This window comes from Bifidobacterium sp. ESL0732, from assembly GCF_029395535.1.
Classification (GTDB): Bacteria; Actinomycetota; Actinomycetes; order Actinomycetales; family Bifidobacteriaceae; genus Bifidobacterium.
On sequence record NZ_CP113920.1, the window covers coordinates 1,193,048 to 1,215,273 of the forward strand.

Here is a 22,226-nt window from a genome sequence, read left to right on the forward strand (position 1 = left end):
CATGGCAGAGACCAACGGGTCACAATCAAACAAGGGAGCCGGCGAACAGTCATTGCGCATGATTTCCTCCGAGCCGATCGGCAACGAACCGGTCAGCGACGAGGAACTTCGCCCACGGGCACTGGAAGGTTTCATTGGCCAGCCATTGCTCAAGGCCCAATTGCAGCTATTTCTCGATGCCGCAAGAAAACGCGACGTACCGCCGGATCACATTCTGCTCGCGGGTCCTCCGGGTCTCGGCAAAACCACGTTGGCGATGATTGTGGCCAACGAATTGCAGGTTCCCATTCGCGTGACCTCAGGCCCCGCTATTCAGCATGCAGGTGATTTGGCTTCGATTCTGAGCTCTCTCGACGAAGGCGAAGTACTCTTCATTGACGAGATTCACCGTCTGCCGCGTCCCGCCGAAGAGCTGTTGTATATAGCCATGGAGGATTTCCGCGTCGATGTTATGGTCGGCAAAGGGCCTGGCGCTTCCTCCATTCCTTTGACATTGCCACGGTTCACCGTCATCGGCGCGACCACCCGAGAAGGTATGTTGCCTTCGCCGCTTCGTGCCCGTTTCGGCTTCACTGCCCATCTCGATTTTTATCCTCACGAGGAGCTGGAGCGGCTTATCGAACGCAGCGCTGGGGTGCTCGGCATCAACCTGACCGAGGGCAGTGCCCAACAACTTTCTCTACGTAGCCGCGGCACACCGCGTATCGCCAACCGGCTGCTGCGACGCGTACGCGACTGGGCGATCGTCCACGATCTCGACGAAATAGGCCCCGATGATGTTGAGGCTGCACTTGAACTGTATCAGATTGATTCTGAAGGTCTTGACAGGCTTGATCTGGCTGTTTTGAACGCCATTGTCAAGAACTTTGACGGAGGGCCTGTCGGTCTCAACAATCTTTCTGCAATGGTCGGAGAGGAATCTGAAACGGTGGAAACCGTCTGCGAGCCGTATCTGGTGCGTGAGGGATTCCTGGTCCGTACTCCAAAAGGGAGGGTTGCGACGCAAAAAGCATGGCAACATCTGGGTCTCGAACCGAAAGATGATGTCAACAAGTTATTCTAAAATCCGGTACGGTAGGTATGTAGATATCAGAGAGTTTGGCATCTTCAGCAAGTCCGTAATTAACGTTTCGTCCGATTGGAGTTCCCTGTGAGTGGTGGCAATTCAGTTTTTCTTATCGTTCTCGTTGTGGCAATGGTCGCATTGATGTGGTGGCAGTCCCACAAGTCCAAGCAGCAGCAGCAAAAGGTTCAGGATTTCCGCTCTTCGCTACAGCCCGGTGAATTGGTGCAGACCATCGGCGGTGTCATCGGCAAAGTCGTCTCTGTCGATACCAAATACGAAGAGATCGTCATTGATTCCGAAGGTTCCGAAATGCGCTTTACGTTCCGTGCCATCAGCAAGAAGTATGAGCGTCCTGCCTTCATCGACGATGACGAAGTGGATGAGGACGGCAATCCGATTGTGAACACGGATGAGGATGAAGCCAACGCTCCGGAAGATAGCGATAGCACGAATGAGCAGACTCAGTCCGACAACCAGGCACAAAAGCCTTTCGACAGCGACGATGAAAACCAAGACACGCCTGTCGAGGAACAGTCTGAGAACAACAATGAAAAGGCAGACGAAACCTCAGCGGACGACGCCAAGAAAGACGAGAACAGCGGAAAAGAGAAGTGACCGCTTTCTGGTTTAAATAGTTTATCGGGTTATGCTTTGGGGCACAGCCCTCAACCAATCAGTAATCAATGGCCATTAGGCAGTAAGGCGTGCTCATGACACAATCGGATATCACCATCACAGAGCTCGGCAAGGTCGGTGCAGAGGACGCACAATATATGGCTTCGCTCATTCGGACCATTCCAGGTTTCCCGAAAGAGGGCGTGCTGTTCCGTGATTTCATTCCGGTGCTTGCGGATGCGCATGGATTCTCGATTATGCTCAAGGCGCTTGAATTGGCCCTGCCTGTTCCGGTGGATTCCTTTGACTACATTGCCGGACTGGAAGCTCGTGGCTTCCTTATTGGTCCGCCGCTGGCAGCCAAACTTGGTAAGCGTTTTCTGGCCGTACGTAAGGCAGGAAAACTGCCTCCTGAAACCATAGGTGAAAGTTATTCGCTCGAATATGGCGAAGCCAAGGTCGAAATCGAAAAAGACGCAATCAAGCCTGGCGACAAAGTACTGATTGTCGACGATCTGATCGCGACTGGCGGCACGGCAAAGGCTGCCGCCGACCTTATCGCCAAAGCAGGCGGCGAGGTTGTCGGCTTCAGCTTCGTGATGGAGCTCATCGGACTCACCGGTCGTAGCGATTTGGGCGATATGCCAATCAGCTCTTTGGTCACCATGCCGGCCTGACAATGGTCTTCAGTCGTCAATGACACAGATTGAATGAGTTTCTATACAGTAGTTAAGAGGGTTCTTATGGATCTTTATGAGTATCAGGCACGGCAGCTGCTTGCGGAGCAAGGCATTGACACGCCGAAAGGGATTTTCGCTCAGAATTCCCATGAGGTCGCTGAAGCTGCTGACGAAATTGGTTATCCATGCGTTGTCAAAGCGCAGGTCCGGATCGGACATCGTGGCCAGGCAGGCGGAGTAAAGCTCGCAAAAACCCAGGATGAAGCCATTCTCTCTTCGGAACAGATTTTGCCGATGACCATTCGTGGTCATAAGGTCAATGGCGTTCTCGTGGCTGAAGCCAAGAATGTACTTCATGAGTATTACGTTTCTATTTCGCTTGATCGTTCTTCACGCGATTTCGACGTATTGGCAACGGCCAATGGCGGTACTGAAGTCGAGGAAATCGCCAGAGAACATCCTGAATCCGTCAAACGACTGCATATCAGCGCTTTGCAGGATTTCGACATGGATGCAGCCCGTAAAATGGCGGAATCAATCGGGTTCTACCATGCGGATGTCGATCAGGCTGCGGATGTGCTCTTGAAGATGTGGAAATGCTTCAAAGATAACGATGCGACCTTGGTGGAAATCAATCCATTGGCCAAAATCGGTGACCCAGATGACGAATCCTCAAAGAAGCTGTGCGCACTTGATGCCAAGATTTCTCTCGACGACAACGCCGCATTCCGCCATGACGGATGGAAGCGTTTCGCCGACACCACCCATACTGATATGTTCGAGGAACGTGCCAAAGAACACGGATTGCATTACGTGCATTTGAAAGGCGAAGTTGGGGTCATCGGCAACGGCGCCGGCTTGGTAATGAGCTCTTTGGATGCCATCTCCGGCGCAGGTGAGGAACAGGGCACCGGTGTGAAACCGGCCAACTTCCTTGATATCGGAGGAGGGGCTTCTGCAGAGGTCATGAGCACCAGCCTTTCCATCGTTCTTTCTGATCCACAGGTCGAATCGGTGTTCGTTAACGTCTATGGCGGCATTACCGCTTGTGATGAGGTGGCGCACGGAATCTTGGAAGCTCTTGAGAAACTGAACGTTTCCAGGCCGATTGTCGTCCGGTTCGACGGCAACGCCGCTGCACAAGGTCTTAAGATACTTGAGGATGCGCATAATCCCAATATCCATGTCAGTGCCACGATGGAAGAGGCAGCGCAAGAGGCCGCAAGGCTTGCAAAGCACGCTAAGGAGGCCACGAAATGACACTGTTTATCGAAGACAATGCACCTGTCATCGTTCAGGGTATGACCGGCCATCAAGGTATGACACATACTGCACGTATGCTCAACGCCGGCACCAATATCGTCGGTGGTGTCAATCCCCGCAAAGCCGGTCAGAAGGTGACTTTCCATGTCGATGAAGCCGACAACGACATCGATATTCCTGTCTATGCGACCTGCGGAGAGGCCAAAGAGGCCACCGGTGCCAAGGCAAGTGTAATTTTTGTGCCTCCTCGTTTCGCCAAAGATGCGATGCTGGAAGCCATCGAAGCCGGTATCGACCTCATCGTTGTCATCACGGAAGGCATTCCGGTGGCCGACACGGCATATTGCGTCGAACTGGCCTTGCGCAAAGGCATCCGGATTATCGGGCCCAATTGCCCTGGTCTTCTGAAACTTCCCGAAACCGACGACCCTACCGATAAAGGCACCAACCTCGGCATCATCCCTGATGGCATTGTCTCCTCGGGGCCCTTGGGCTTGGTTTCCAAATCCGGTACCCTGACCTACCAGCTGATGGGTGAGCTCTCTGACATCGGTTTCACAGCCTGTGTCGGTGTGGGCGGCGATCCGATAGTCGGCACGACGCTGGTTGAAGCCCTGCAGCAGTTTGAGGCTGACGAAGCCACCAAAGCCGTCATGATGATCGGCGAAATCGGTGGCAACGCCGAACAGGACGCGGCGGCTTGGGCCAAGGAACATATGACCAAACCCGTAGTGGCTTATATCGCCGGATTTACTGCTCCCGAGGGAAAGCAAATGGGCCATGCCGGTGCCATCGTCTCCGGAGGAAAAGGCACCGCTCAGGATAAGAAGGAAGCGCTTGAAGCCGCAGGAATTCCAGTGGGGAAGACTCCTGGCCAAGCGGCGCAGCTGATTCGCAAGATAGTGAATGGCGGTACTTCCAAGGCATGAGCAAAAATCAGCGGCCATGGATAAAAGGGCTTGTGATAGCCCTCGGCGCATCGGTTATTTTCACGGTGTGTCTTGGGCTTTTCATGGCGTTGACACTGCTGATCGTCTCTATGGAAGAAGGCGGCGGCACGCTTTCCGGCCAGTCTGTTTCCCTGACTTTGGCGATTGTGCTCCTCAGTCAGGGAGCGGGTTTCCATGCGGGAGCCATCACATTGAGCATTGTGCCCCTGCTATTGACCTTCCTGCTCATCTGGTTAATCGCCCGGCTCACCAAAATGCTGTCAACCAGCCCCAAAGCCTATGTGACCGGTCTCTTGCTCTGGGGCGCGATTATGTGGGTATTTACTCAGAACATCGCAGTCACCCTTAAAGACCCCATTTGGATGGTCATGCTCAAAACCGCGTTGGTCTTCAGCATAGGATTTCTTTGCGGGGCTCTGCCAAAATCAAAATTGATGAAGCGGTGCATCGAATTCGTCCGTCGCAACATCTCAGACCGTATGGCCATCGCTTTTAAACTCGGATTCGCCAATACACTTGCATTGCTGTTGGGATACCTGGCCATCGGTTTTATCACGGTGATGGTCTGGGTCATTACCAATCAAAGTGCCATGGTACGTGTCTTCCATATGGCCGATATGCAGACCGGTTCACGGATCATGACGACATTGTGCACCTTGGCATGGCTGCCGAACCTTTGCCTATGGGCGATTTCATGGTTATTTGGTTCAGGATTCTCCATCGGCGATCTTGCCGGGTTTTCATTGTGGAACGACCACGCTTCTGGACTTCCTGCCGTTCCAGTTTTCGCGATATTCCCTCAAGCGGTTTCCAACGATACGCTGCGGATTTTCCTCATATCGATTCCCCTTCTCTGTGGTTTCGTTATCGGAGTTGTCGAGCTCTTCCTGCCACGCTGTTTCGCCATTGGCGCCGGCAAACCGGACGAGCCGGTCAAAATCGGGAGGATTATCGGCCAGTTTGTCTATCCGATTCTGTCATTCTTCCTCACAAGTGCGTTGATGGCGTTGCTTATGAACATTCTTTTCGGTCTTTCCTCCGGCGCATTGGGAATGCATCGTTTGGCGCACGTTGGCGTGGATTCGGCCGCTTCTTCTCGTGTGGTATGTCTTCCCAGCGCCCTTGGTTTTTCTTCTGCATGGCTTTTTTCCGTAGTGGTTGTCGCGATGGTCTTCGCGATGCGATTATTCTTCGGATATCTTCGAGCCCAAGGGAAAATAAACGAAAACGGAAATGATTCTGTAGGCGATGAAGCCGATACCGGCAGTGATATTCCCGATTCATCAAAAACTTCAGTCTCATCAGCAGCTTCCGATTCGACATCGGAAGAAGAGACCGAGATCCCATAATAACACCGCAACAAAAAGGGAGAAACAGATGGCAGCAACCAATCGTAGTATTCGGCGCGTTTTGGTGTCGGTTTTCGACAAAACCGGTATCGAAGGACTTGCCCATGCGTTCATCGAGGCAGGTACCGAAGTCGTTTCCACCGGTTCTACAGCGAAACGACTCGCCGAGCTCGGTGTCAATGTAACTGAAGTACAAAAGGTCACAGGTTTCCCCGAAAGTCTAGGCGGACGTGTCAAAACGCTCGATCCTCATATTCATGCAGGCATTTTGGCCGATATGACCAATCCTGCGCAGGCCGAAGAACTGAAGTCTCTTGATATCAAGCCATTCGACATGGTCATTGTCAATCTTTATCCTTTCGCTGATACGGTACGTTCAGGGGCAGATGAAGCTGACATCATCGAAAAAATCGATATCGGTGGGCCCTCCATGATTCGTGGCGCGGCAAAGAACAGTGCCAGCGTGGCTGTGATTACCGATCCTGCTGATTATGCCTTGGCCGCACAGCGTGTGGCGGATGGCAACGGATTTTCGTTGGAAGAACGTCGTTGGCTCGCTGCCAAGGCGTTTGAGACCACGGCAGCCTATGACGCGACCATAGCCGAGTGGACCGGCAATCACTGGCCGCAACCGTCGAGCATTGCCGTTGACGATTCTAGAGATACTCAAACTGCTCAAAACGCAGCCAAAACCGAAGAGGTGCAGCAGCCTGAAGAAGATATGGAAACGAATCTGTTCTCTTCTCATCTGACCCGCACTTGGGACTATGCACACGGACTCCGCTATGGCGAAAACCCTCATCAACAGGCCAGTCTTTATGTCGACGCGCTTGACCAGACCGGTTTCGCTCACGCCGAGCAGCTAGGCGGCAAGCCGATGAGTTACAACAATTACGTCGATGCCGATGCCGCATGGCGTGCGGTGTGGGATTTCGCGCCCCAGATCGCCGTCGCCGTCTGCAAGCACAACAATCCCTGCGGCCTTGCGATTGGCAAAACCGTGGCCGAAGCCCATCTCAAAGCTCACGCTTGCGATCCGATGAGCGCCTACGGCGGTGTGATAGCGGCGAACTCCAAAGTTACTCTGGAAATGGCGCAGAACGTCCGCCCGATTTTCACCGAGGTCATCGTAGCCCCAGACTATGAACCGGAGGCACTGGAACTGTTGAAAGCTCATAAGAAGAATCTGCGTATCCTCAAAGTGGCGCAACGGCCTCATACCGATATGCAGTTCCGTCAGATCGACGGCGGCATCTTGGTCCAGACCATCGACAGGATCGATGCTACCGGTGATGACCCAGCAAACTGGAAATTAGTATCCGGTGAGACGCCTGATACGAATACGCTCAAAGATTTGGTGTTTGCCTGGCGCGCGATTCGCTGTGTGAAATCCAACGCTGTTCTTTTGGCGCATGACCAAGCGACGGTGGGTATCGGCATGGGACAGGTCAACCGCGTAGACTCCTGTCATCTGGCCGTTGAACGTGCCAACACACTTGCCGATGGCGCGAACCGCGCTCAAGGCTCGGTAGCGGCCTCCGATGCGTTCTTCCCCTTCGCCGATGGTGCCGAGGCACTGATTGACGCCGGAGTAAAGGCCATCGTGCAGCCTGGCGGTTCCATTCGCGATAAGGAAGTCATTGAAGCCGCTCAGAAGCGTGGCATCACGATGTATCTGACAGGAACGCGGCACTTCTTCCACTGATTTCACTGAGTCGGAATTGCGGTTGTAGATCAAGCTCCCGTTAGTCCTATAAAGTAAAATACCGGTACGTGGCTAAACTAGCTCACGTATCGGTATTTTATTGCAAAAGGAATGGCCATGTCCCACAAGCACCCGTATGTCTCCGAAAAGAACGAAGGCAAACCGCTGTTCGAATGGGGAGTGCTTGTTCTGGTCATCATTTCCGCCGCACTGGCAGGTCTCGGACACACAATGGCCGCCACAGTGATATTCGCTGCGACGGCCATTATTACGGGACTTATCAGATTGATTTTCAAAGACAACAGCCCTTGGAAAATCCGTTCAGTCGGTTTCGATGCCTTTATCGGCATCGCCTTAGGAATCGGATTGCTGGTCGTTTACTTCAGCATCCGGCTGATGTTGTGATGTAAACGACCCTAGTTTTCAATCTTTGTCGGTGCCGGTGTCCTTGATATCAAAACTTTCGACGGTTTCATTATTATCGGTCTTGTTTTGATCGGCAGAATCCGAAGTATTGTCGGCATCGCTCAAAGACGGCATCTGGAAATCATCGGACTTTTCGGAATCAGAGGATTCGTCCTCGTTGTCAGCCTCGGACTTGCTGTCTTCCTTCTCCCAATCGGCGGTGACATCGAGGGCTTCGACATCGTTGGAATTCTTGCTGGAAAGCATCTGCGCGACGATAACGACGATGGCGACGATGGCCGCGGCGAGAATCGGGCAAATCCAGAAAATCCAGAGCTGTTTCAGCGGGCTTGTCGTCAGACCGGCGTTGTTGGCGAAAATGGCGATGCCGGTGGCGCGTGCAGGGTTGAGCGAGGCACCGGTAATCGGATAGGTGAAGGTGACACCAACGGCATAGGCGACGCCCATGATGGCCGCTGCGTTCTTGGTGGCCTTGCCATCATCATCAATCGCGCTAAGTGAAGCGGCTACGATGATAATCGTGGCAATGACTTCGACGATGACCGCGAACAGAATACCGAAACTCACACCGGCCTGCTGAAGCTGGGCGGAAGAAATTGAGCCCTGATCATAGCCGTTGACTGCATTGGCGAACCACATCCTGGCCGGAGCGGCTTTCGAGGTCGGCAATACCAACTTGACTACACCGCCGGCCACGATGGCGCCGACGACCTGGGCCACGATATAGCAAATACCGTTTACGATACCGGTCTTGTTGACGAGCATCGCCGCCAACGTCACTGCCGGATTGAATTGGCCGCCCGAAAACCTGCCGAAGATGAAGGTCATGGCAGCGTAGGCGAGACCGGTCGCTGCAGCGATCAGAATCGCGCTGGGACCGTACAATGACGGGCTAAGCGCCGATACCAGATAGATTGCTAGAAAAATAAGGAAGCTGCCGACGAGTTCGCTGCAGATTCCAGAAATGGAAATGGCCGGCGAGGTCTTGCTTTCCGTATGTTGTGCTTGTTGTTCCGTCATTACTATTCCTTTTATTGTTATATAGGCGAATTCACGCCATACAATTCTTCATAATAGCAAAGGGGTAGTAACTACTGTATAATAACTCACGTTGTGTTCGAACAAGTTTTTCAAGACGATACGCAACGAGTACAGTACGCGACGAAAAGGCGAATCAAGCCGTTTCGCAAGGCCACGTTGGGAGAACGATGCCACACGCATATTCACACGCCGAAAAGGCGCATCACGATAATTACGATGAAGGAATTAGACTTCAGAAGCTCTTGGCGCAGGCCGGTTTCGGCTCGAGGCGCAAGTGTGAGGAAATCATCACAGAAGGTCGGGTAGAGGTCGATGGGGAACTGGTGACCGAGCTCGGCACCCGCGTCGACCCGTCGAGCCAACAGATCCGAGTCGACGGGTCGAGGATTCGACTCAACAACAAGCACATCACCTTGGCACTCAACAAGCCCAAGAAGGTGCTTTCGACCATGGACGACCCGAAGGGGCGCTTCACGCTTCGCGACATTGTCGGTGACAAGTACGAGCGCATTTTCCACATGGGGCGTCTCGATTACGAAACCGAAGGCCTCATCCTGATGACCAATGACGGCGAGCTGAGCCAGCACGTCATGCACCCGCGCTACGAGGTCAAAAAGACGTATATCGCCACGCTTGACGGGCGTATCAGCGGCAACATCTGCCGGCGACTCGTGTCTCAGGGAGTTAACCTGGACGACGGGCTGATCCGGCTCGACAATTGCGCCATCATCGATTCATCGCGCGACCAGGCCATTGTCAAGGTGGTGCTGCATTCTGGCAAGAACCGTATCGTCCGCCGTATCTTCGGTGCTGTGGGCTTCCCGGTGCGCAGACTCGTGCGTACGCAGATCGGGCCGATCAAACTCGGCGATCTGAAGCCGGGTTCGTACCGTGTGCTTTCGCAGACGGAAGTTCGCTCGCTTGCCAAGGAGGTTGGCTTGTGATTCGAGTAGCCATTGACGGGCCCGCAGGTGTGGGCAAATCCTCGACGTCCAAGGCGTTGGCCAAGTATTTCGGCTATGCCTACCTCGACACCGGCGCCATGTACCGTGCCGCGGCTTGGTGGTGCCTCAAGCAGGGCGCCGATCTCGGCGCTGACGTTGTTGACGAGCAGGCCATCACTGAAATGGTGGGGGACCTGTTCACCGGTGACCACTTCGATATCGGCGTTGACCCTGATGATCCGAAAGTTCTGGTGGACGGCGAGGACATCAGTGAGGCGATTCGTGATTCGAACGTTTCATCGCATGTTTCGAAAGTCTCGAATATCGTTCCGGTCCGGCATCTGCTAATTGCCGCGCAACGGGCGTATATCAACCGCGAAGCGTCTATCGATTCTTTCTCGAAGGGTGCCGGAATCGTCGCCGAAGGGCGTGACATCACCACTGTCGTCGCTCCGAATGCCGAAGTCCGTGTGCTGCTCACTGCGCGTCCGGAAGTACGTCAGGCGCGGCGTACCGGACAGTCTGCAGCCGGTGCGGGCGTTGGCGCCGATAATGTCATAGCCCGTGACAAGGCCGATTCCAAAGCAACCAGCTTCCTTGAAGCGGCTGACGGCGTGACAACTATCGATAATTCCGACTTGACGTTTGAGCAGACACTTGACAAGCTCATTTCACTGGTCGATGCGGCCGTTGAGGAACAGTCGTACAAGCAGTATGCCGCGAACCTCGAAGGCTACGACCTTGACGAGGAAGACGAAGTGCTGCTTGCCGGAGAGACGGTAGATGGCGAAATTGCGGCCAAGCAGAAGGCCGTCGGTGTGCTTGCCGTGGTCGGAAGGCCGAACGTCGGCAAATCGACGCTGGTCAACCGTATTCTCGGCCGTCGCGCGGCCGTCGTGGAAGACACTCCCGGCGTGACCCGCGACCGCGTGAGCTATGACGCCGAATGGGCCGGAACCGACTTCAAACTCATCGATACCGGTGGTTGGGAAACCGACGTCGAGGGCATTGAATCCGCCATCGCTTCGCAGGCACAGGTGGCTGTTGGCCTTTCTGACGCTGTGGTATTGGTGGTTGACGGACAAGTTGGTATTACATCTACTGACGAACGCATCGTCAAGATGCTGCGTGAAAGCGGCAAACCGGTGGTGTTGGCCGTCAACAAGATCGACGACGGCTCCAACGAATATCTTGCCGCCGATTTCTGGAAGCTCGGCCTGGGCGAACCTTACGGCATCTCCGCGATGCACGGCAGGGGAGTGGGCGACTTGCTCGACGTAGCCGTGGATACCTTGAAAAAAGCAAAGAAGACCTCCGGATTCCTGACGCCGACCAACCTGCGTCGCGTTGCCCTGATCGGCAAACCGAACGTGGGCAAGTCCTCACTACTCAATGAACTAGCACATGAGGAACGTAGCGTGGTCAACGATTTGGCTGGCACCACACGCGACCCGGTTGACGAAATCATTCGCATCGGCGACGAGGATTGGCTGTTCATCGACACGGCCGGCATCAAGCGCCGTCTGCACAAGCTTTCCGGAGCCGAATACTATTCGTCGCTTCGTACGCAGGCGGCCATCGAACGTTCAGAGCTTGCGCTTGTTCTGTTTGACGCCTCGCAGCCGATTTCCGATCAGGACCTCAAGGTGATGAGCCAGGCCGTTGACGCCGGACGCGCCATCGTCTTGGTGTTCAACAAGTGGGATTTGATGGACGATTTCGATCGCCAGCGTCTCGAGCGTCTATGGCAAACCGAATTCGACCAAGTCACCTGGGCGCAACGTGTCAACCTCTCAGCCAAGACTGGCTGGCACACCAACCGTCTGCTTGCGGCGATGAACACTGCGTTGGACTCGTGGGACAAGCGCATACCGACCGGCAAGCTCAACTCGTTCCTTGGTCGCATCCAATCCGCCCACCCACACCCGTTGCGCGGTGGCAAACAGCCTCGCATTCTGTTCGCGACGCAGGCCTCGACGCGCCCTCCGCGCTTCGTCATCTTCGCCACTGGCTTCCTCGAGCACGGTTACCGCCGCTACATCGAGCGCCAGCTGCGCGAGGAGTTCGGCTTCGAAGGCACCCCGATTCAGATCTCGGTGCATATCCGCGAGCGCAAGTCGAAGAAGAAATAAATTAAAACCTTGGGAATGTATGCCTCGAAAATATGTGTTCTGAGACTTTTCCATTCTCAAGGTTTTGTTTACTTACATTATAGGTGTATGACCTTGCCTACCAAGTTTTCAATTTTTGGTAGGTTTTTTCTTAATAAATGCAATCCCGCTGCAGCTCCTACTGCTGCTCCTGCACCAACAATTTTGTCACGGTTGCCTTTTCTTTTCTTCGCGTGAATTGCACAATATTTTTCTTTAACTTCGTTAGGCAATTCACAACCGCATTCTTTACAATATCGAACATTCTGAGATTGCCTATCTTCAGGACTCAAATTATTAGTTTTACTAACTGATACTTGTCCGCTATTAGGTTCGACATGCTTATTCTTTTTGATTAGCATCTTTGTTTTTATCCTTTACAAGTGAATTATTCTCTTCTGTTTCGTGATTTTCGGTTGTAGAGTTTGCATTGAGTTTTTCATCTTGTATCGGTTGTGATTCGGATGAAGGTAATTCATTTAAATGTGCAGGATTAAGCTCAACTTTGTTTACTCTCCCTATCTGGACGATCTGCTTAACTATTGTTGGAAATTCGTCAATAAGCGTTTGAGAAATTTTATCTTTGGTTTCAAGATTTCCGTTGAGTCTAACAAACGTATTTCTTTCATCTAGCTCGTTATCAACTACGAAACTATTGAAAGATTCGAGACATCTGATGCTGTCGTCTTGTTCACCCAACATGTTGAACCCATCGACTTGAACGCGTACCATGTTCATAATCGAAATGAGATCATTGAGAATTTCAAGTGCCTTTGCTGAGGACTCATCCTTTTCCCAAGCTGCATGGCCTTTTCCGGGTTCATGCTCTCGAATATATTCGAGATCTGTTTCGCATTGCCTCATCAAACCATATTTACTTTCAGAAGCTGTTGAAATGGTCTCGAGCAACAATTGATTCCTCAATCTTGAATCATACGTTGATTGGGCAATTGAGAATTTCTCCCAAGTACTCTCGACCTTGGCAAGTCTGTCATTTTGCAACCCGATGCCAATCTGCTCAATACCAGTCTCTACGTTTTGAATTTCATTTAAAACTGCCGATATTGCAGCCTGAGTCTCCAAATGTTGTAATGAACCTATTAATTCGGCATCTTTATCAACCTGATGAAGACGAATTTGTTTCCGTATCGTATTGTTCTTATCCATCAATACCGGCAGGACCTGATTGTTTTTATCGCGAGCAAAATGCAGTGTTCCATCGTCTATGAGTTTCTTGATATATGCCGGAACTGTTGCTTCAACATTGAGAGACGAATCCTCAAAGGCCATTTTCCTAATTACTTGGGCAAGCGCGGGAAAGATTGTTTGTATTCTTTCCCAGTTACCGAAGAACTCGAATATATGGTGGAGTGTAGGTTGGTCTATTGCAATTTTTCGATGGCTTATGACTTCTTTAGTGGGATCCCAATACTCAATCTCCACTAAAGAGGACTCCATTGATCCGGTAGATTCATGTTGTTGTTGCCCGATAGGAACATCTTTGCTGCTACCGGAAAAGCCACAAAAGGGGCATGAAAAAGCCTTATCCGAAATATGAGTCCCACATTCTGGACAGGAAATCATACTCATGATTACACCTTTCGTATTTTTTTACTCTTATCAATTTATTCTAAAGGTTGCGAAATACCAATAATGACAAAGTAGAGATATTCAGCCTTGAAGTTATTTTATCCATTTAGACGAAACCAGTAGCGCCACGCCGTTGGCACTGACAAAGTCGACTTTGTGCTAAACTTATCTCTTGGTGCTTTGCACTATTCGGGTCGTAGCGCAGTTTGGTAGCGCACTTGACTGGGGGTCAAGGGGTCGCGGGTTCAAATCCCGCCGACCCGACGAGAAAATCCTGAAATTCCAACGTTTTGAAGACATCGGGATTTCAGGCTTTTTCGTTTTCAGACACGATTAGACACGATGATCGCAGACCTCCGTCGTTTTCGGTCTATAACCCGTAATTCAGGGTTCAAATCTCATCCGATCTACAAAAATCGTCTGAATTCCAATGGGTGAATACGACGGAATTTCGGGTTTGCGCTCAACCTAAATTGTAGCAAGCGCGTCATCACTGGCGAATCCTCGACGGACACGAAATAAAGAAGGCCATCCAAAAACAACATATTGCACTTTTTAATAGATATTATTCTATTTATTATTTTCGATAAATGATAAAATATATAATACTTTAAAATTGTTGGGGAATGCACATGATTGATCATTTGAGGATTCCAGTGTCTGATTTTGCGGTTTCATGCAAATTCTATATGGCCGTACTGTTTCTATATGGCCGTACTGTCGACACTCGGCTACGAAGTGGAAGATGAGGACACCGAGAAAGTTCGTTTTGCCGATGGTGACGGATTCCTGTATGTCATTGCAGCTCCGAAAGACGAACCCCGACGCCACGCCATCTGGCCTTCCACGCTCATAATGTAGACGAAGTAGGGAAATTCTACCGTGCAGGGTTGGCTGCGGGAGGCCGAGATAACGGTGCCCCAGGACCGCGACCAGCATATGATGCAACCTATTATGCCGCTTTCTTGCTTGACCCTGACGGCAACAATGTTGAGGCTGTCATCCATGATTATCGCCCGGAGTAAATGACCAGACAATGTTTTTCGTTGCAACTGCAGATGGACCTGTCTTTTCCATACAATTGAAAGTTGAACTATCCGGGTCATCAGGAGCTCAACGACGAAATCGGCGTGCAGATGCAGAACGTCTACACCGGAAAGACCGATGTAAATGGCGCGCTCAAGGCTATTGAGCAGGTCAATTCAGGCCTCGACCGCAAGTAGATGATCCGCCAGTAATCAATAACAGTCACTTATGGTGGTGTCGATTCATTTCGACACCACCTTTTGTATGTTTCCAGCAAGCTTTCAGAAAAGCTAGTAAAATCACAAATTATGCTTATCGGTTGTAGCCCCGAGCACTGCCGATGAAGACATGAAACATTCGACTACGAAAGAGGTGCGGTTTGGAAGACGCCTTCGAATCTTCTGCGCAAAAGATGCGTGAAGCGCATATGAGCGATGTGGCCATTGCACAATTCAAAAGACTCTACGAGGAATGGCAACACAACGATGCCAGCAGCTGGATTCGTGAGGATGCGGTTGAGCCGCTGCAGAATGTTCCGAGTTTCCATGACGTGTACAAGACCATCGACCACGATCAGGCTGTCCATGCCTTTGCAAAAACCGCTTTCCTCAAGTTGAACGGCGGGCTTGGCACCTCGATGGGACTTGACAAGGCGAAGTCTCTCCTTCCGGTCCGCCGGCACAAGGCTCGGCCCATGCGTTTCATCGATATCATCATGGGCCAGGTGACCACCGCTCGGCAGCGTCTCAACGTGCCGCTTCCTCTGACGATGATGAACTCGTTCCGCACTTCAAAAGACACAATCGAAGCTCTCACGGAAAGTAAGACTTTCCATCAGAAAGACGTTCCACTCGAGATCGTGCAGCATCAGGAACCCAAAATCGACATTGAAACGGGCAAGCCAGCCGAATTTCCAGAAAATCCAGGATTGGAATGGTGCCCACCGGGGCACGGCGACCTGTTCTCCACCATCTGGGAATCTGGTCTGCTGGACATTTTGGAGAGCAAAGGCTTCGAATATCTTTTCATATCCAATTCCGATAACCTTGGGGCCCGTCCCTCGCGTACCCTGGCACAGTATTTCGAAAATACGGGCGCTCCGTTCATGGTGGAGGTCGCCAACCGCACCTACGCCGACCGCAAGGGCGGCCATTTCGTGCGAGACAAGGAGTCCGGCCGTCTGATTCTGCGCGAAATGACACAGGTCAATCCAGATGACAAGGAAGCGGCGGAAGATATCGAACGTCATCCGTACTTCAATACCAACAGCATTTGGGTGCGTATCGACGCGTTGAAGACGAAGCTGAAGCAGTATGACGGGGTTTTGCCGCTGCCAATCATCCGCAATTACAAGACGGTCGACCCTACGAATCCTGACACCGCGAAAGTGGTGCAACTGGAAACCGCGATGGGTGCCGCGATTGGTCTTTTTGACGGTGCCATCTGCGTGCAGGTAGATCGCATGCGTTTCCTGCCGGTTAAGACCACCGACGACCTCTTCATTATGCGTTCCGACCGCTTCCATTTGACCGATTCCTATGAGATGGAAGACGGCAATTACCTTTTCCCGGACGTGACGCTGGACCCGAAATATTACCGCAATATCGAGGGCTTCAACGACCGTTTCCCGTATGCTATACCCTCATTGGCCGCTGCCAATTCGGTGACTATCCATGGAGACTGGACTTTTGGACACGATGTCGTCTTCTACGGCGATGCGGTTTTGAAGGATCAGGGCAAGCCGAGCTATGTGCCGAATGGGGAATTCGTCGGGCCACAGGGAATCGAACCTGACGAATGGCTTTGGTGATTCGCTAAACAGGGAGAACGAAATTGCAATACAGTAAAACGTTGAATTTCGTTCTTTTTGTTGCTTATAGTTTCATTGATATCGCGGAAGTAGGATGCATTTCCGTGTTCTGTCAATGAATTGACTTCAAAAAGCTCAAAACACGCGGAAAAACGTGAGAAAAAGAATTAAATTTGCAAAAATCCGCAATTCACTGGAAAAAGCATCTAATATAGATAAGGATGCGCGTCAAAAGGCACGCACTTTTACTTGAACATTAACGATACGTGAGGACTAATGGCAGAAGGAAGCAACGGAAGGCGACGTTTTTCCGACAAGTGGGGCAAGCACGAATTGGATGTGCTCGCTGTCCTATCATCTGCGTTCCCACAATGGTTGACTTCACGGCAGATAGCACAGCGCGTCAAAGCATATGCAGATTCGTACGGAGAACTTGCCGATCAGGCGGCAAAGGCAGCATTCGCCAAACAATTCCAGCGTGATCGTGCCAAGCTCGCTGCGATGGGCATTGCCATAGAATCCCGTCAACCGGAATATTCTTCGAAGTCTGAGGGACAGGATTTCGCATCCTATCGTCTGCAACTGGGGGATGAGCCGAGGGTACGTCTGCGCTTCAAGCAGGAAGACCTACCCGTGCTCGCCGCAGCGAACTATCTGGCACGTTCGATGTCGATTTCTTCATCGTCGGCGAAACACGAGGAACAACAGCACACTTCACGCACCGCACCGCGTGTGCCGCAGACTCCGACTCCGGGACTCGGGCTTGACTCGATTGCCCCAGGACTTGGCACCCAGCCGATTCCTGACAATCTGATGAAGGTGGTCGATCAACGACGTTTCGCCGCGACCATCGATGTGGACGGCGGACATATGAACGTCGCCTACACGGATTCTGATGACCTGGCCATGTTCATGCTTGAACATCCGGGTTCCTCGGTGGTTTCGCCCCAGGAGGCTGTGGATGCTTGGAACCGCAGACTCAATGCCGCGACTCAGTTCACTCTGGCCGATGAAAGCCAAGGTGAAATAGGGGAGACCATTGTCACCCCGTCCATCAACAAGACGACGGTGAATGGCGAAGCCGATCGGGAAAACAGCAAATCCCATTCCAAGCGCAGTTCTTCGTTCCAAACCGGTAGCGAAGTTGATCGCCGCCTTCGTCTGATGCTGTTTCTTTCCGCACATCTTGGAGAGGAATATTCTTTGGAAGAGCTTGCGGAACGTTTCATCGGCGAGCCCAAGACCGAAGACGAAAAGAAAAAAGGCGTTGCTGTCATCCGCAAGGACATCAACACGCTGACCACAGTTTCGGACGATGGCGAGATGGCCGGCAGCCAGTTCTTCGACATCGATTGGTCGCTTTTGGACGCGGACGGCATCGTTTCGGCCACCAATTCCTTGGGTCTTGAGCGTCTGGCTGGTATCTCGCAGCAATATCTGAGCATGCTGACGGCTTCCGTGAGCTATCTGGCACATTCTTCTCTGCTTCCCATGGAGCAACGCGAGCAGGCCGAATCGTTGTATGTCCGTCTGCGTCAGCATGTCAAGCCGGGGGAGACCCCATGGCTTTCGCTGACTGGTTATGAGGTCGAGCCGCGCAGTTTCAGCGTGGTGAAGCGCGCCATTTCCACGGATTCGCTTCTGGATATGGAATACACCGACGGCACCGGCCGCACCCGGCGCAAACTCGTCGCCCCGTCCAAGATATTCGTGGATGAGGGTGTGTATTACGTAGCTGTCTGGACTGATGTGGCCAAGGCCGCTCCGAAAGACAAGAAGAAATTCGTCTCCAAAGATACGACCATCAACAAGGCCACCGGTGAACCACGCATCTGGCAGGTGTTGCGTCTTTCCCGCATCGAGAAGGCAGAACTTGTTGAGCCCACGACGCAGATCGATATTCCGGACGTTCCTGTGGCCGAGCTCCGCAAGTGGAGTTTCGACAACGGCACTCCTACGGTGTTCATCACAGACAAGCCTGATCTGCCGTTCATCAAGACGCTTCCAGGAGCGACGGTCGAGCGTTGTGGCGACGGAGAAAAAGTACATCTGACAGTTTCTTCGGATTCGTGGTTTGTCGCGTTTGCCATCGCGCATGCCCGCCACATCACGGCGGTCGCACCGGAACCGCTTCTTACGATGATTGTGGCTCGTGCCCATCGTGAACTCAGCCTTGAGAACAATAGCAACCAGCAGGATAAATAGTTTTTGTATCCGAAATTGCCGATAACCGATTGAAAAGAATAATTCAATATTGAACAAAACCGCAAAACCGGAAAGGGGAGTCACATGCCTTGGTGGGGTTGGATTATCGTCGCGATAATCATGCTTGCGGCTCTTGCCGTTGGTCTCGTTTATGCCGGCATTCATGCGGTTCGTGCGGCTCATGGCGTCGCCGATACCGGTAAAGAGATTCAGAATTATCTCAATGCGATGCAGAAATCCGCACCGTCGAATGAAACCCATGAAAAGCCGCTGTTCACTCAGCCTCTTTCAACCGCTGCGCGTCGCTACAGTCTCGCACAAACCGAGGTGGAACGTAGACGGATTACCCGGCATAATCGCCACGCAGAACGTTGGAGCATTTGGAGGCACAATCGCGTGCCGTTCACAGGAAACGTCCCGGCAGGAAGCAACCAAGCGGTTTCCCAGTCGTCAAATCAAGCTTTCGATGGAATCATGGCGGAAACTGAGACCTTGCAAGCGACACGCCTCGAAAAAGTACCAATCGAAATACATCGAAGGTCAATTAGATGACGGTTCTGCTGCCTTTTACGTGTATTTTGCCAACGTTTAAAAGCATATCCGTCTTTCACGAATCGACAGTTTCATCCCTATGAGTCATTCACATCATTACCGTCATAAAAAGCATTCCGAACTGGACAACGTGGATTTCAACCCATCAGTTGACCAGGATTCTGCCGGAGAACACCCGTTGTCACCTTCCCAACGTTATACGGCATTCAAAAAACACAGTACTTACGAACGGTCCGAAGCCGCACGATTTGCGAGAACACTGCCTTTCGAACTCGATCCGTTCCAAGTCGAAGCAAACGAGGCCCTCGAGGCAGACAAGAACGTTTTGGTCGCAGCTCCTACGGGTGCCGGGAAAACCATCGTGGCTGATTTCGCCATGCATCTGGCCCAGGAAAAGAACGTGAAGGCGTTCTACACCACACCAATCAAAGCCCTGAGCAATCAGAAATACCATGATTTGGTCGAGATATACGGCGCCGACAACGTCGGGCTCCTGACCGGTGACACGTCTATCAATTCCGAAGCCAACATCGTGGTGATGACCACCGAAGTGCTGCGCAACATGCTCTACGAAAATTCGGAGACGTTACGGGCATTGCGTTACGTGATTCTCGATGAGGTCCATTATCTAGCCGACAAATTCCGTGGACCGGTGTGGGAAGAAGTCATCGTCCATTTGCCCAAGTCTGTCAAAATCATCGGTCTTTCGGCCACAGTTTCCAACGTGGAGGATTTCTGCGCCTGGATCGAGTCGGTGCGTGGTGCCACGAAGCTCGTCGTTTCCGAGAAACGCCCCGTGCCGCTTGAACAGCACGTCATGGTGCAATCAGACGACCAGCACGAACCCGAACTCATCGACCTGTATCGTCATAATAAAAACGGTGTCCAGACCGACAAGCTCAATGAAAAACTCGTCGACCGCATCGACCAGCTCGATAGGAAAGCGGCGTCGCGAGCCCATGAGGAATGGAGAGGCGGCAGAAACAGGCGTCATAGGGGAGTCGAGAAGCGGCGCAGGCCTGGGCAAGTACGTCGCTATATACCACGCAGATGGGCTGTGGTCGATGAGCTCAACTTTATGGGGCTCCTGCCCGGAATCTATTTCATTTTCTCACGCAACGGCTGTGACGAGGCCGTTGAGCAATGTCTTCGCGCCGGTCTTGAACTGACCACCAAAGACGAGGTGATGCGCATCCGTGCCATCGTTGACGAGATGGTGGAAGGCGAACTTGATCATGCCGATCTCAAAGCCCTCGGTTTTGCACGGTTCCGCTACGCCTTGGAAGAAGGCTTTGCGCCTCACCACGCCGGCATGGTGGCACTGTTCCGCCAAATCGTTGAACGGCTTTTCGAAGAGGGTCTGGTCAAGATGGTCTTCGCCACCGAAACTTTGGCTTTGGGCATTAACATGCCGGCCCGTTGCGTGGTCATCGAAAAGCTTGAGAAATTCAACGGCGTCGACCATGTGACACTTACGCCTGGCGAATACACACAGCTCACCGGTCGAGCCGGCAGGCGCGGTATCGACACTATTGGCCATGCTGTCATCGTTGATCATCAGGGCTTCGTGCCGGCCACCGCCGCGTCTCTTTCGAGCAAGCGCGTCTATCCGCTGCATTCCAGCTTCAAACCGACCTTCAACATGGCCGTTAACTTGCTCAATTCCAGCAGCTACGAGACTGCACGCGATACGCTCGACCATTCGTTCGCGCAATGGGAAGCCAATGAGTCAGCCGAAGATCTTGTTTCTCGTATACAGATGCTTGAAAAGGCAGTCGAAGGGTACGAGAAAGCCTTCACCTGTTCGCACGGTGATTTCAAGGAATTCATGACCATTCGTCAGAAACTTTCATATCTGCAGAAAGAGGAACGCAGGCATCTCAAACGGAGAAGCTTTACGAGCGATAAGGCACGTAGCGAAGCTTTCCGGAATCTCGACAAACGCATCGCGGAGCTGAAAACAGAAGAAAGCGAGCACCCTTGCAAGTCTTGCCCGGACTTCCAGAACCACCTGAAATGGGGACATCGCTGGCTACGTGAGTCAAGAGAATTGCAGCGTGCACGAAGCCGCTACGAATCACGTACAGGTGTGGTAGCGCGTCAGTTCGACCAGATCTGCAACGTGCTTTCTTCGCTCGGATATTTGAAAGAAACTGAAGAGAATACCGGTAAGAATTCCGTGCAGGCAGACCGTCGTGATTCCTTCTCGACGGATATGACTGACGGGTCGAATTTGCAAGATTCGAACCATGTGACAGTTTCATCATCAACGACTGAATCGCAGCCAGTGCAAGATGCTCGCGATTACCATCTCACCATGCGCGGGCAGTTGCTTCGCCATCTGTACAGCGAATACGATCTGGTGCTGTCCGAGGCCATCGCCGACGGTTTCCTTGATGAACTTGAGCCCGAAGAGCTGGCAGCGACGTTGTCTTCATTGGTCTATCAGGCTCGCAGGGGAGGAGACAATGAACCACGTCGCTACCCCGGCGGTCCAGGCGGTCCTGTGGCGTCGAGTTGCCGACAGCTGCGGGACGTTTTCTCGGATGTCGAGATGATGCGCGAGGACGCGGATCTGGACGAATTGGAACCGCTTGATTTCGGACTAGTTGACGTCATGTATGACTGGGCCAGGGGAGAGGACCTCGCTCAGATTCTGCACGGCACCGAGCTCACCGGCGGCGATTTCGTACGTAACGCCAAGCGTCTTTCCGACGTGCTCCAGCAAATTTCAACCGCTGATGCCTACTATGAGGCCGATGATCCGCATCTTGCCGAGAACGCAAGAAAGGCCAACAAACTGGTCAACCGTGGTATCGTTGCATATTCAGGAGTTGACTGAGCGTAAAACGAC

19 protein-coding genes and 1 tRNA gene are annotated in these 22,226 nt (G+C 52.3%); 17 read left to right on the forward strand and 3 right to left on the reverse strand.

Going from position 1 to position 22,226, the window contains the following annotated elements; genetic code table 11:
* Position 1: 1 nt before the first annotated feature.
* The 8 genes from ruvB (at position 2) to OZX70_RS04635 (ending at position 8,033) form a co-directional block, all read left to right on the forward strand.
* Entirely contained in the window at positions 2 to 1,063 is a 1,062-nt protein-coding gene (ruvB, locus tag OZX70_RS04600) for a Holliday junction branch migration DNA helicase RuvB (RefSeq protein ID WP_277182051.1), read from the forward strand.
* A gap of 87 nt (positions 1,064 to 1,150) precedes the next feature.
* Positions 1,151 to 1,681, forward strand: a complete 531-nt coding sequence (locus tag OZX70_RS04605; protein ID WP_277179365.1) for a preprotein translocase subunit YajC — start codon at positions 1,151 to 1,153, stop codon at positions 1,679 to 1,681.
* Positions 1,682 to 1,776: 95 nt separating this feature from the next.
* A complete protein-coding gene (locus OZX70_RS04610; RefSeq protein WP_277179368.1) occupies positions 1,777 to 2,358 on the forward strand; it encodes an adenine phosphoribosyltransferase in 582 nt (193 codons plus the stop codon).
* A 66-nt stretch (positions 2,359 to 2,424) separates the two neighbouring features.
* A complete protein-coding gene (gene sucC, locus OZX70_RS04615; RefSeq protein WP_277179370.1) occupies positions 2,425 to 3,621 on the forward strand; it encodes an ADP-forming succinate--CoA ligase subunit beta in 1,197 nt (398 codons plus the stop codon).
* The gene (gene sucD / locus OZX70_RS04620; RefSeq protein ID WP_277179373.1) at positions 3,618 to 4,553 is read left to right on the forward strand and encodes a succinate--CoA ligase subunit alpha; all 936 of its coding nucleotides are present in this window, start codon (positions 3,618 to 3,620) and stop codon (positions 4,551 to 4,553) included. The genes sucC and sucD overlap by 4 nt, the downstream gene beginning before the upstream one ends.
* Entirely contained in the window at positions 4,550 to 5,923 is a 1,374-nt protein-coding gene (locus OZX70_RS04625) for a DUF6350 family protein (RefSeq protein ID WP_277179375.1), read from the forward strand. Before sucD ends, OZX70_RS04625 begins: the two co-directional genes overlap by 4 nt.
* A gap of 28 nt (positions 5,924 to 5,951) precedes the next feature.
* Complete coding sequence (purH, locus tag OZX70_RS04630) at positions 5,952 to 7,628, forward strand: bifunctional phosphoribosylaminoimidazolecarboxamide formyltransferase/IMP cyclohydrolase (protein WP_277179379.1); 1,677 nt, start codon at positions 5,952 to 5,954, stop codon at positions 7,626 to 7,628.
* 117 nt (positions 7,629 to 7,745) lie between these two features.
* The gene (locus OZX70_RS04635; protein WP_277179382.1) at positions 7,746 to 8,033 is read left to right on the forward strand and encodes a DUF3017 domain-containing protein; all 288 of its coding nucleotides are present in this window, start codon (positions 7,746 to 7,748) and stop codon (positions 8,031 to 8,033) included.
* Between the two features lie 18 nt (positions 8,034 to 8,051).
* Here OZX70_RS04635 and OZX70_RS04640 read toward each other — a convergent pair whose 3' ends face one another.
* Positions 8,052 to 9,074 carry an aquaporin gene (locus OZX70_RS04640; protein WP_277179385.1) on the reverse strand — a complete coding sequence of 341 codons (1,023 nt, stop codon included), beginning with the start codon at positions 9,072 to 9,074 and terminating at the stop codon, positions 8,052 to 8,054.
* A 188-nt stretch (positions 9,075 to 9,262) separates the two neighbouring features.
* On the opposite strand from OZX70_RS04640, the gene OZX70_RS04645 reads away from it, so the two are divergent.
* Together OZX70_RS04645 and der are read left to right on the forward strand one after the other, a co-directional pair.
* Complete coding sequence (locus OZX70_RS04645) at positions 9,263 to 10,039, forward strand: pseudouridine synthase (RefSeq protein WP_277179388.1); 777 nt, start codon at positions 9,263 to 9,265, stop codon at positions 10,037 to 10,039.
* Complete coding sequence (gene der / locus OZX70_RS04650) at positions 10,036 to 12,171, forward strand: bifunctional cytidylate kinase/GTPase Der (protein WP_277179390.1); 2,136 nt, start codon at positions 10,036 to 10,038, stop codon at positions 12,169 to 12,171. Before OZX70_RS04645 ends, der begins: the two co-directional genes overlap by 4 nt.
* Positions 12,172 to 12,248: 77 nt before the next feature.
* Here der and OZX70_RS04655 read toward each other — a convergent pair whose 3' ends face one another.
* Together OZX70_RS04655 and OZX70_RS04660 are read right to left on the reverse strand one after the other, a co-directional pair.
* A complete protein-coding gene (locus tag OZX70_RS04655) occupies positions 12,249 to 12,551 on the reverse strand; it encodes a hypothetical protein (protein ID WP_277179393.1) in 303 nt (100 codons plus the stop codon).
* Positions 12,532 to 13,779 (reverse strand): zinc ribbon domain-containing protein, encoded by a 1,248-nt coding sequence (locus OZX70_RS04660; protein ID WP_277179395.1) that lies wholly within the window; start codon positions 13,777 to 13,779, stop codon positions 12,532 to 12,534. The genes OZX70_RS04655 and OZX70_RS04660 overlap by 20 nt, the downstream gene beginning before the upstream one ends.
* A gap of 190 nt (positions 13,780 to 13,969) precedes the next feature.
* Between OZX70_RS04660 and OZX70_RS04665 the strand changes: the two genes are divergently transcribed.
* From OZX70_RS04665 to OZX70_RS04695, 7 genes are all read left to right on the forward strand, one after another.
* Positions 13,970 to 14,043: transfer RNA gene (locus OZX70_RS04665), tRNA-Pro, on the forward strand.
* Between the two features lie 521 nt (positions 14,044 to 14,564).
* On the forward strand, positions 14,565 to 14,804 hold the full coding sequence (locus OZX70_RS04670; RefSeq protein WP_348519440.1) for a VOC family protein: 240 nt from the start codon (positions 14,565 to 14,567) through the stop codon (positions 14,802 to 14,804).
* Positions 14,805 to 14,867: 63 nt separating this feature from the next.
* Positions 14,868 to 15,002 carry a hypothetical protein gene (locus OZX70_RS04675; protein WP_277179397.1) on the forward strand — a complete coding sequence of 45 codons (135 nt, stop codon included), beginning with the start codon at positions 14,868 to 14,870 and terminating at the stop codon, positions 15,000 to 15,002.
* Between the two features lie 215 nt (positions 15,003 to 15,217).
* Positions 15,218 to 16,615: a UTP--glucose-1-phosphate uridylyltransferase gene (locus tag OZX70_RS04680; RefSeq protein ID WP_277182107.1), complete on the forward strand. Its 1,398-nt coding sequence runs from the start codon at positions 15,218 to 15,220 to the stop codon at positions 16,613 to 16,615.
* Positions 16,616 to 16,891: 276 nt separating this feature from the next.
* Positions 16,892 to 18,820 (forward strand): WYL domain-containing protein, encoded by a 1,929-nt coding sequence (locus OZX70_RS04685; protein WP_277179399.1) that lies wholly within the window; start codon positions 16,892 to 16,894, stop codon positions 18,818 to 18,820.
* A gap of 84 nt (positions 18,821 to 18,904) precedes the next feature.
* Entirely contained in the window at positions 18,905 to 19,372 is a 468-nt protein-coding gene (locus tag OZX70_RS04690) for a hypothetical protein (RefSeq protein WP_277179401.1), read from the forward strand.
* Positions 19,373 to 19,451: 79 nt separating this feature from the next.
* Positions 19,452 to 22,214, forward strand: a complete 2,763-nt coding sequence (locus tag OZX70_RS04695) for a DEAD/DEAH box helicase (RefSeq protein WP_277179404.1) — start codon at positions 19,452 to 19,454, stop codon at positions 22,212 to 22,214.
* Positions 22,215 to 22,226 lie beyond the last annotated feature (12 nt).

Excerpts from the sequence above, each read along its gene's own strand:
- purH (WP_277179379.1), top strand. The coding sequence starts at position 5,952 with ATGGCAGCAACCAATCGTAGTATTCGGCGCGTTTTGGTGTCGGTTTTC.
- ruvB (WP_277182051.1), top strand. The coding sequence starts at position 2 with ATGGCAGAGACCAACGGGTCACAATCAAACAAGGGAGCCGGCGAACAG.
- OZX70_RS04625 (WP_277179375.1), top strand. The coding sequence starts at position 4,550 with ATGAGCAAAAATCAGCGGCCATGGATAAAAGGGCTTGTGATAGCCCTC.
- sucD (WP_277179373.1), top strand. The coding sequence starts at position 3,618 with ATGACACTGTTTATCGAAGACAATGCACCTGTCATCGTTCAGGGTATG.
- OZX70_RS04645 (WP_277179388.1), top strand. The coding sequence starts at position 9,263 with ATGCCACACGCATATTCACACGCCGAAAAGGCGCATCACGATAATTAC.
- OZX70_RS04695 (WP_277179404.1), top strand. The coding sequence starts at position 19,452 with ATGAGTCATTCACATCATTACCGTCATAAAAAGCATTCCGAACTGGAC.
- OZX70_RS04655 (WP_277179393.1), bottom strand. The coding sequence starts at position 12,551 with ATGCTAATCAAAAAGAATAAGCATGTCGAACCTAATAGCGGACAAGTA.
- OZX70_RS04660 (WP_277179395.1), bottom strand. The coding sequence starts at position 13,779 with ATGAGTATGATTTCCTGTCCAGAATGTGGGACTCATATTTCGGATAAG.
- OZX70_RS04610 (WP_277179368.1), top strand. The coding sequence starts at position 1,777 with ATGACACAATCGGATATCACCATCACAGAGCTCGGCAAGGTCGGTGCA.
- OZX70_RS04685 (WP_277179399.1), top strand. The coding sequence starts at position 16,892 with ATGGCAGAAGGAAGCAACGGAAGGCGACGTTTTTCCGACAAGTGGGGC.
- OZX70_RS04635 (WP_277179382.1), top strand. The coding sequence starts at position 7,746 with ATGTCCCACAAGCACCCGTATGTCTCCGAAAAGAACGAAGGCAAACCG.
- OZX70_RS04640 (WP_277179385.1), bottom strand. The coding sequence starts at position 9,074 with ATGACGGAACAACAAGCACAACATACGGAAAGCAAGACCTCGCCGGCC.
- OZX70_RS04690 (WP_277179401.1), top strand. The coding sequence starts at position 18,905 with ATGCCTTGGTGGGGTTGGATTATCGTCGCGATAATCATGCTTGCGGCT.
- OZX70_RS04680 (WP_277182107.1), top strand. The coding sequence starts at position 15,218 with ATGCGTGAAGCGCATATGAGCGATGTGGCCATTGCACAATTCAAAAGA.
- sucC (WP_277179370.1), top strand. The coding sequence starts at position 2,425 with ATGGATCTTTATGAGTATCAGGCACGGCAGCTGCTTGCGGAGCAAGGC.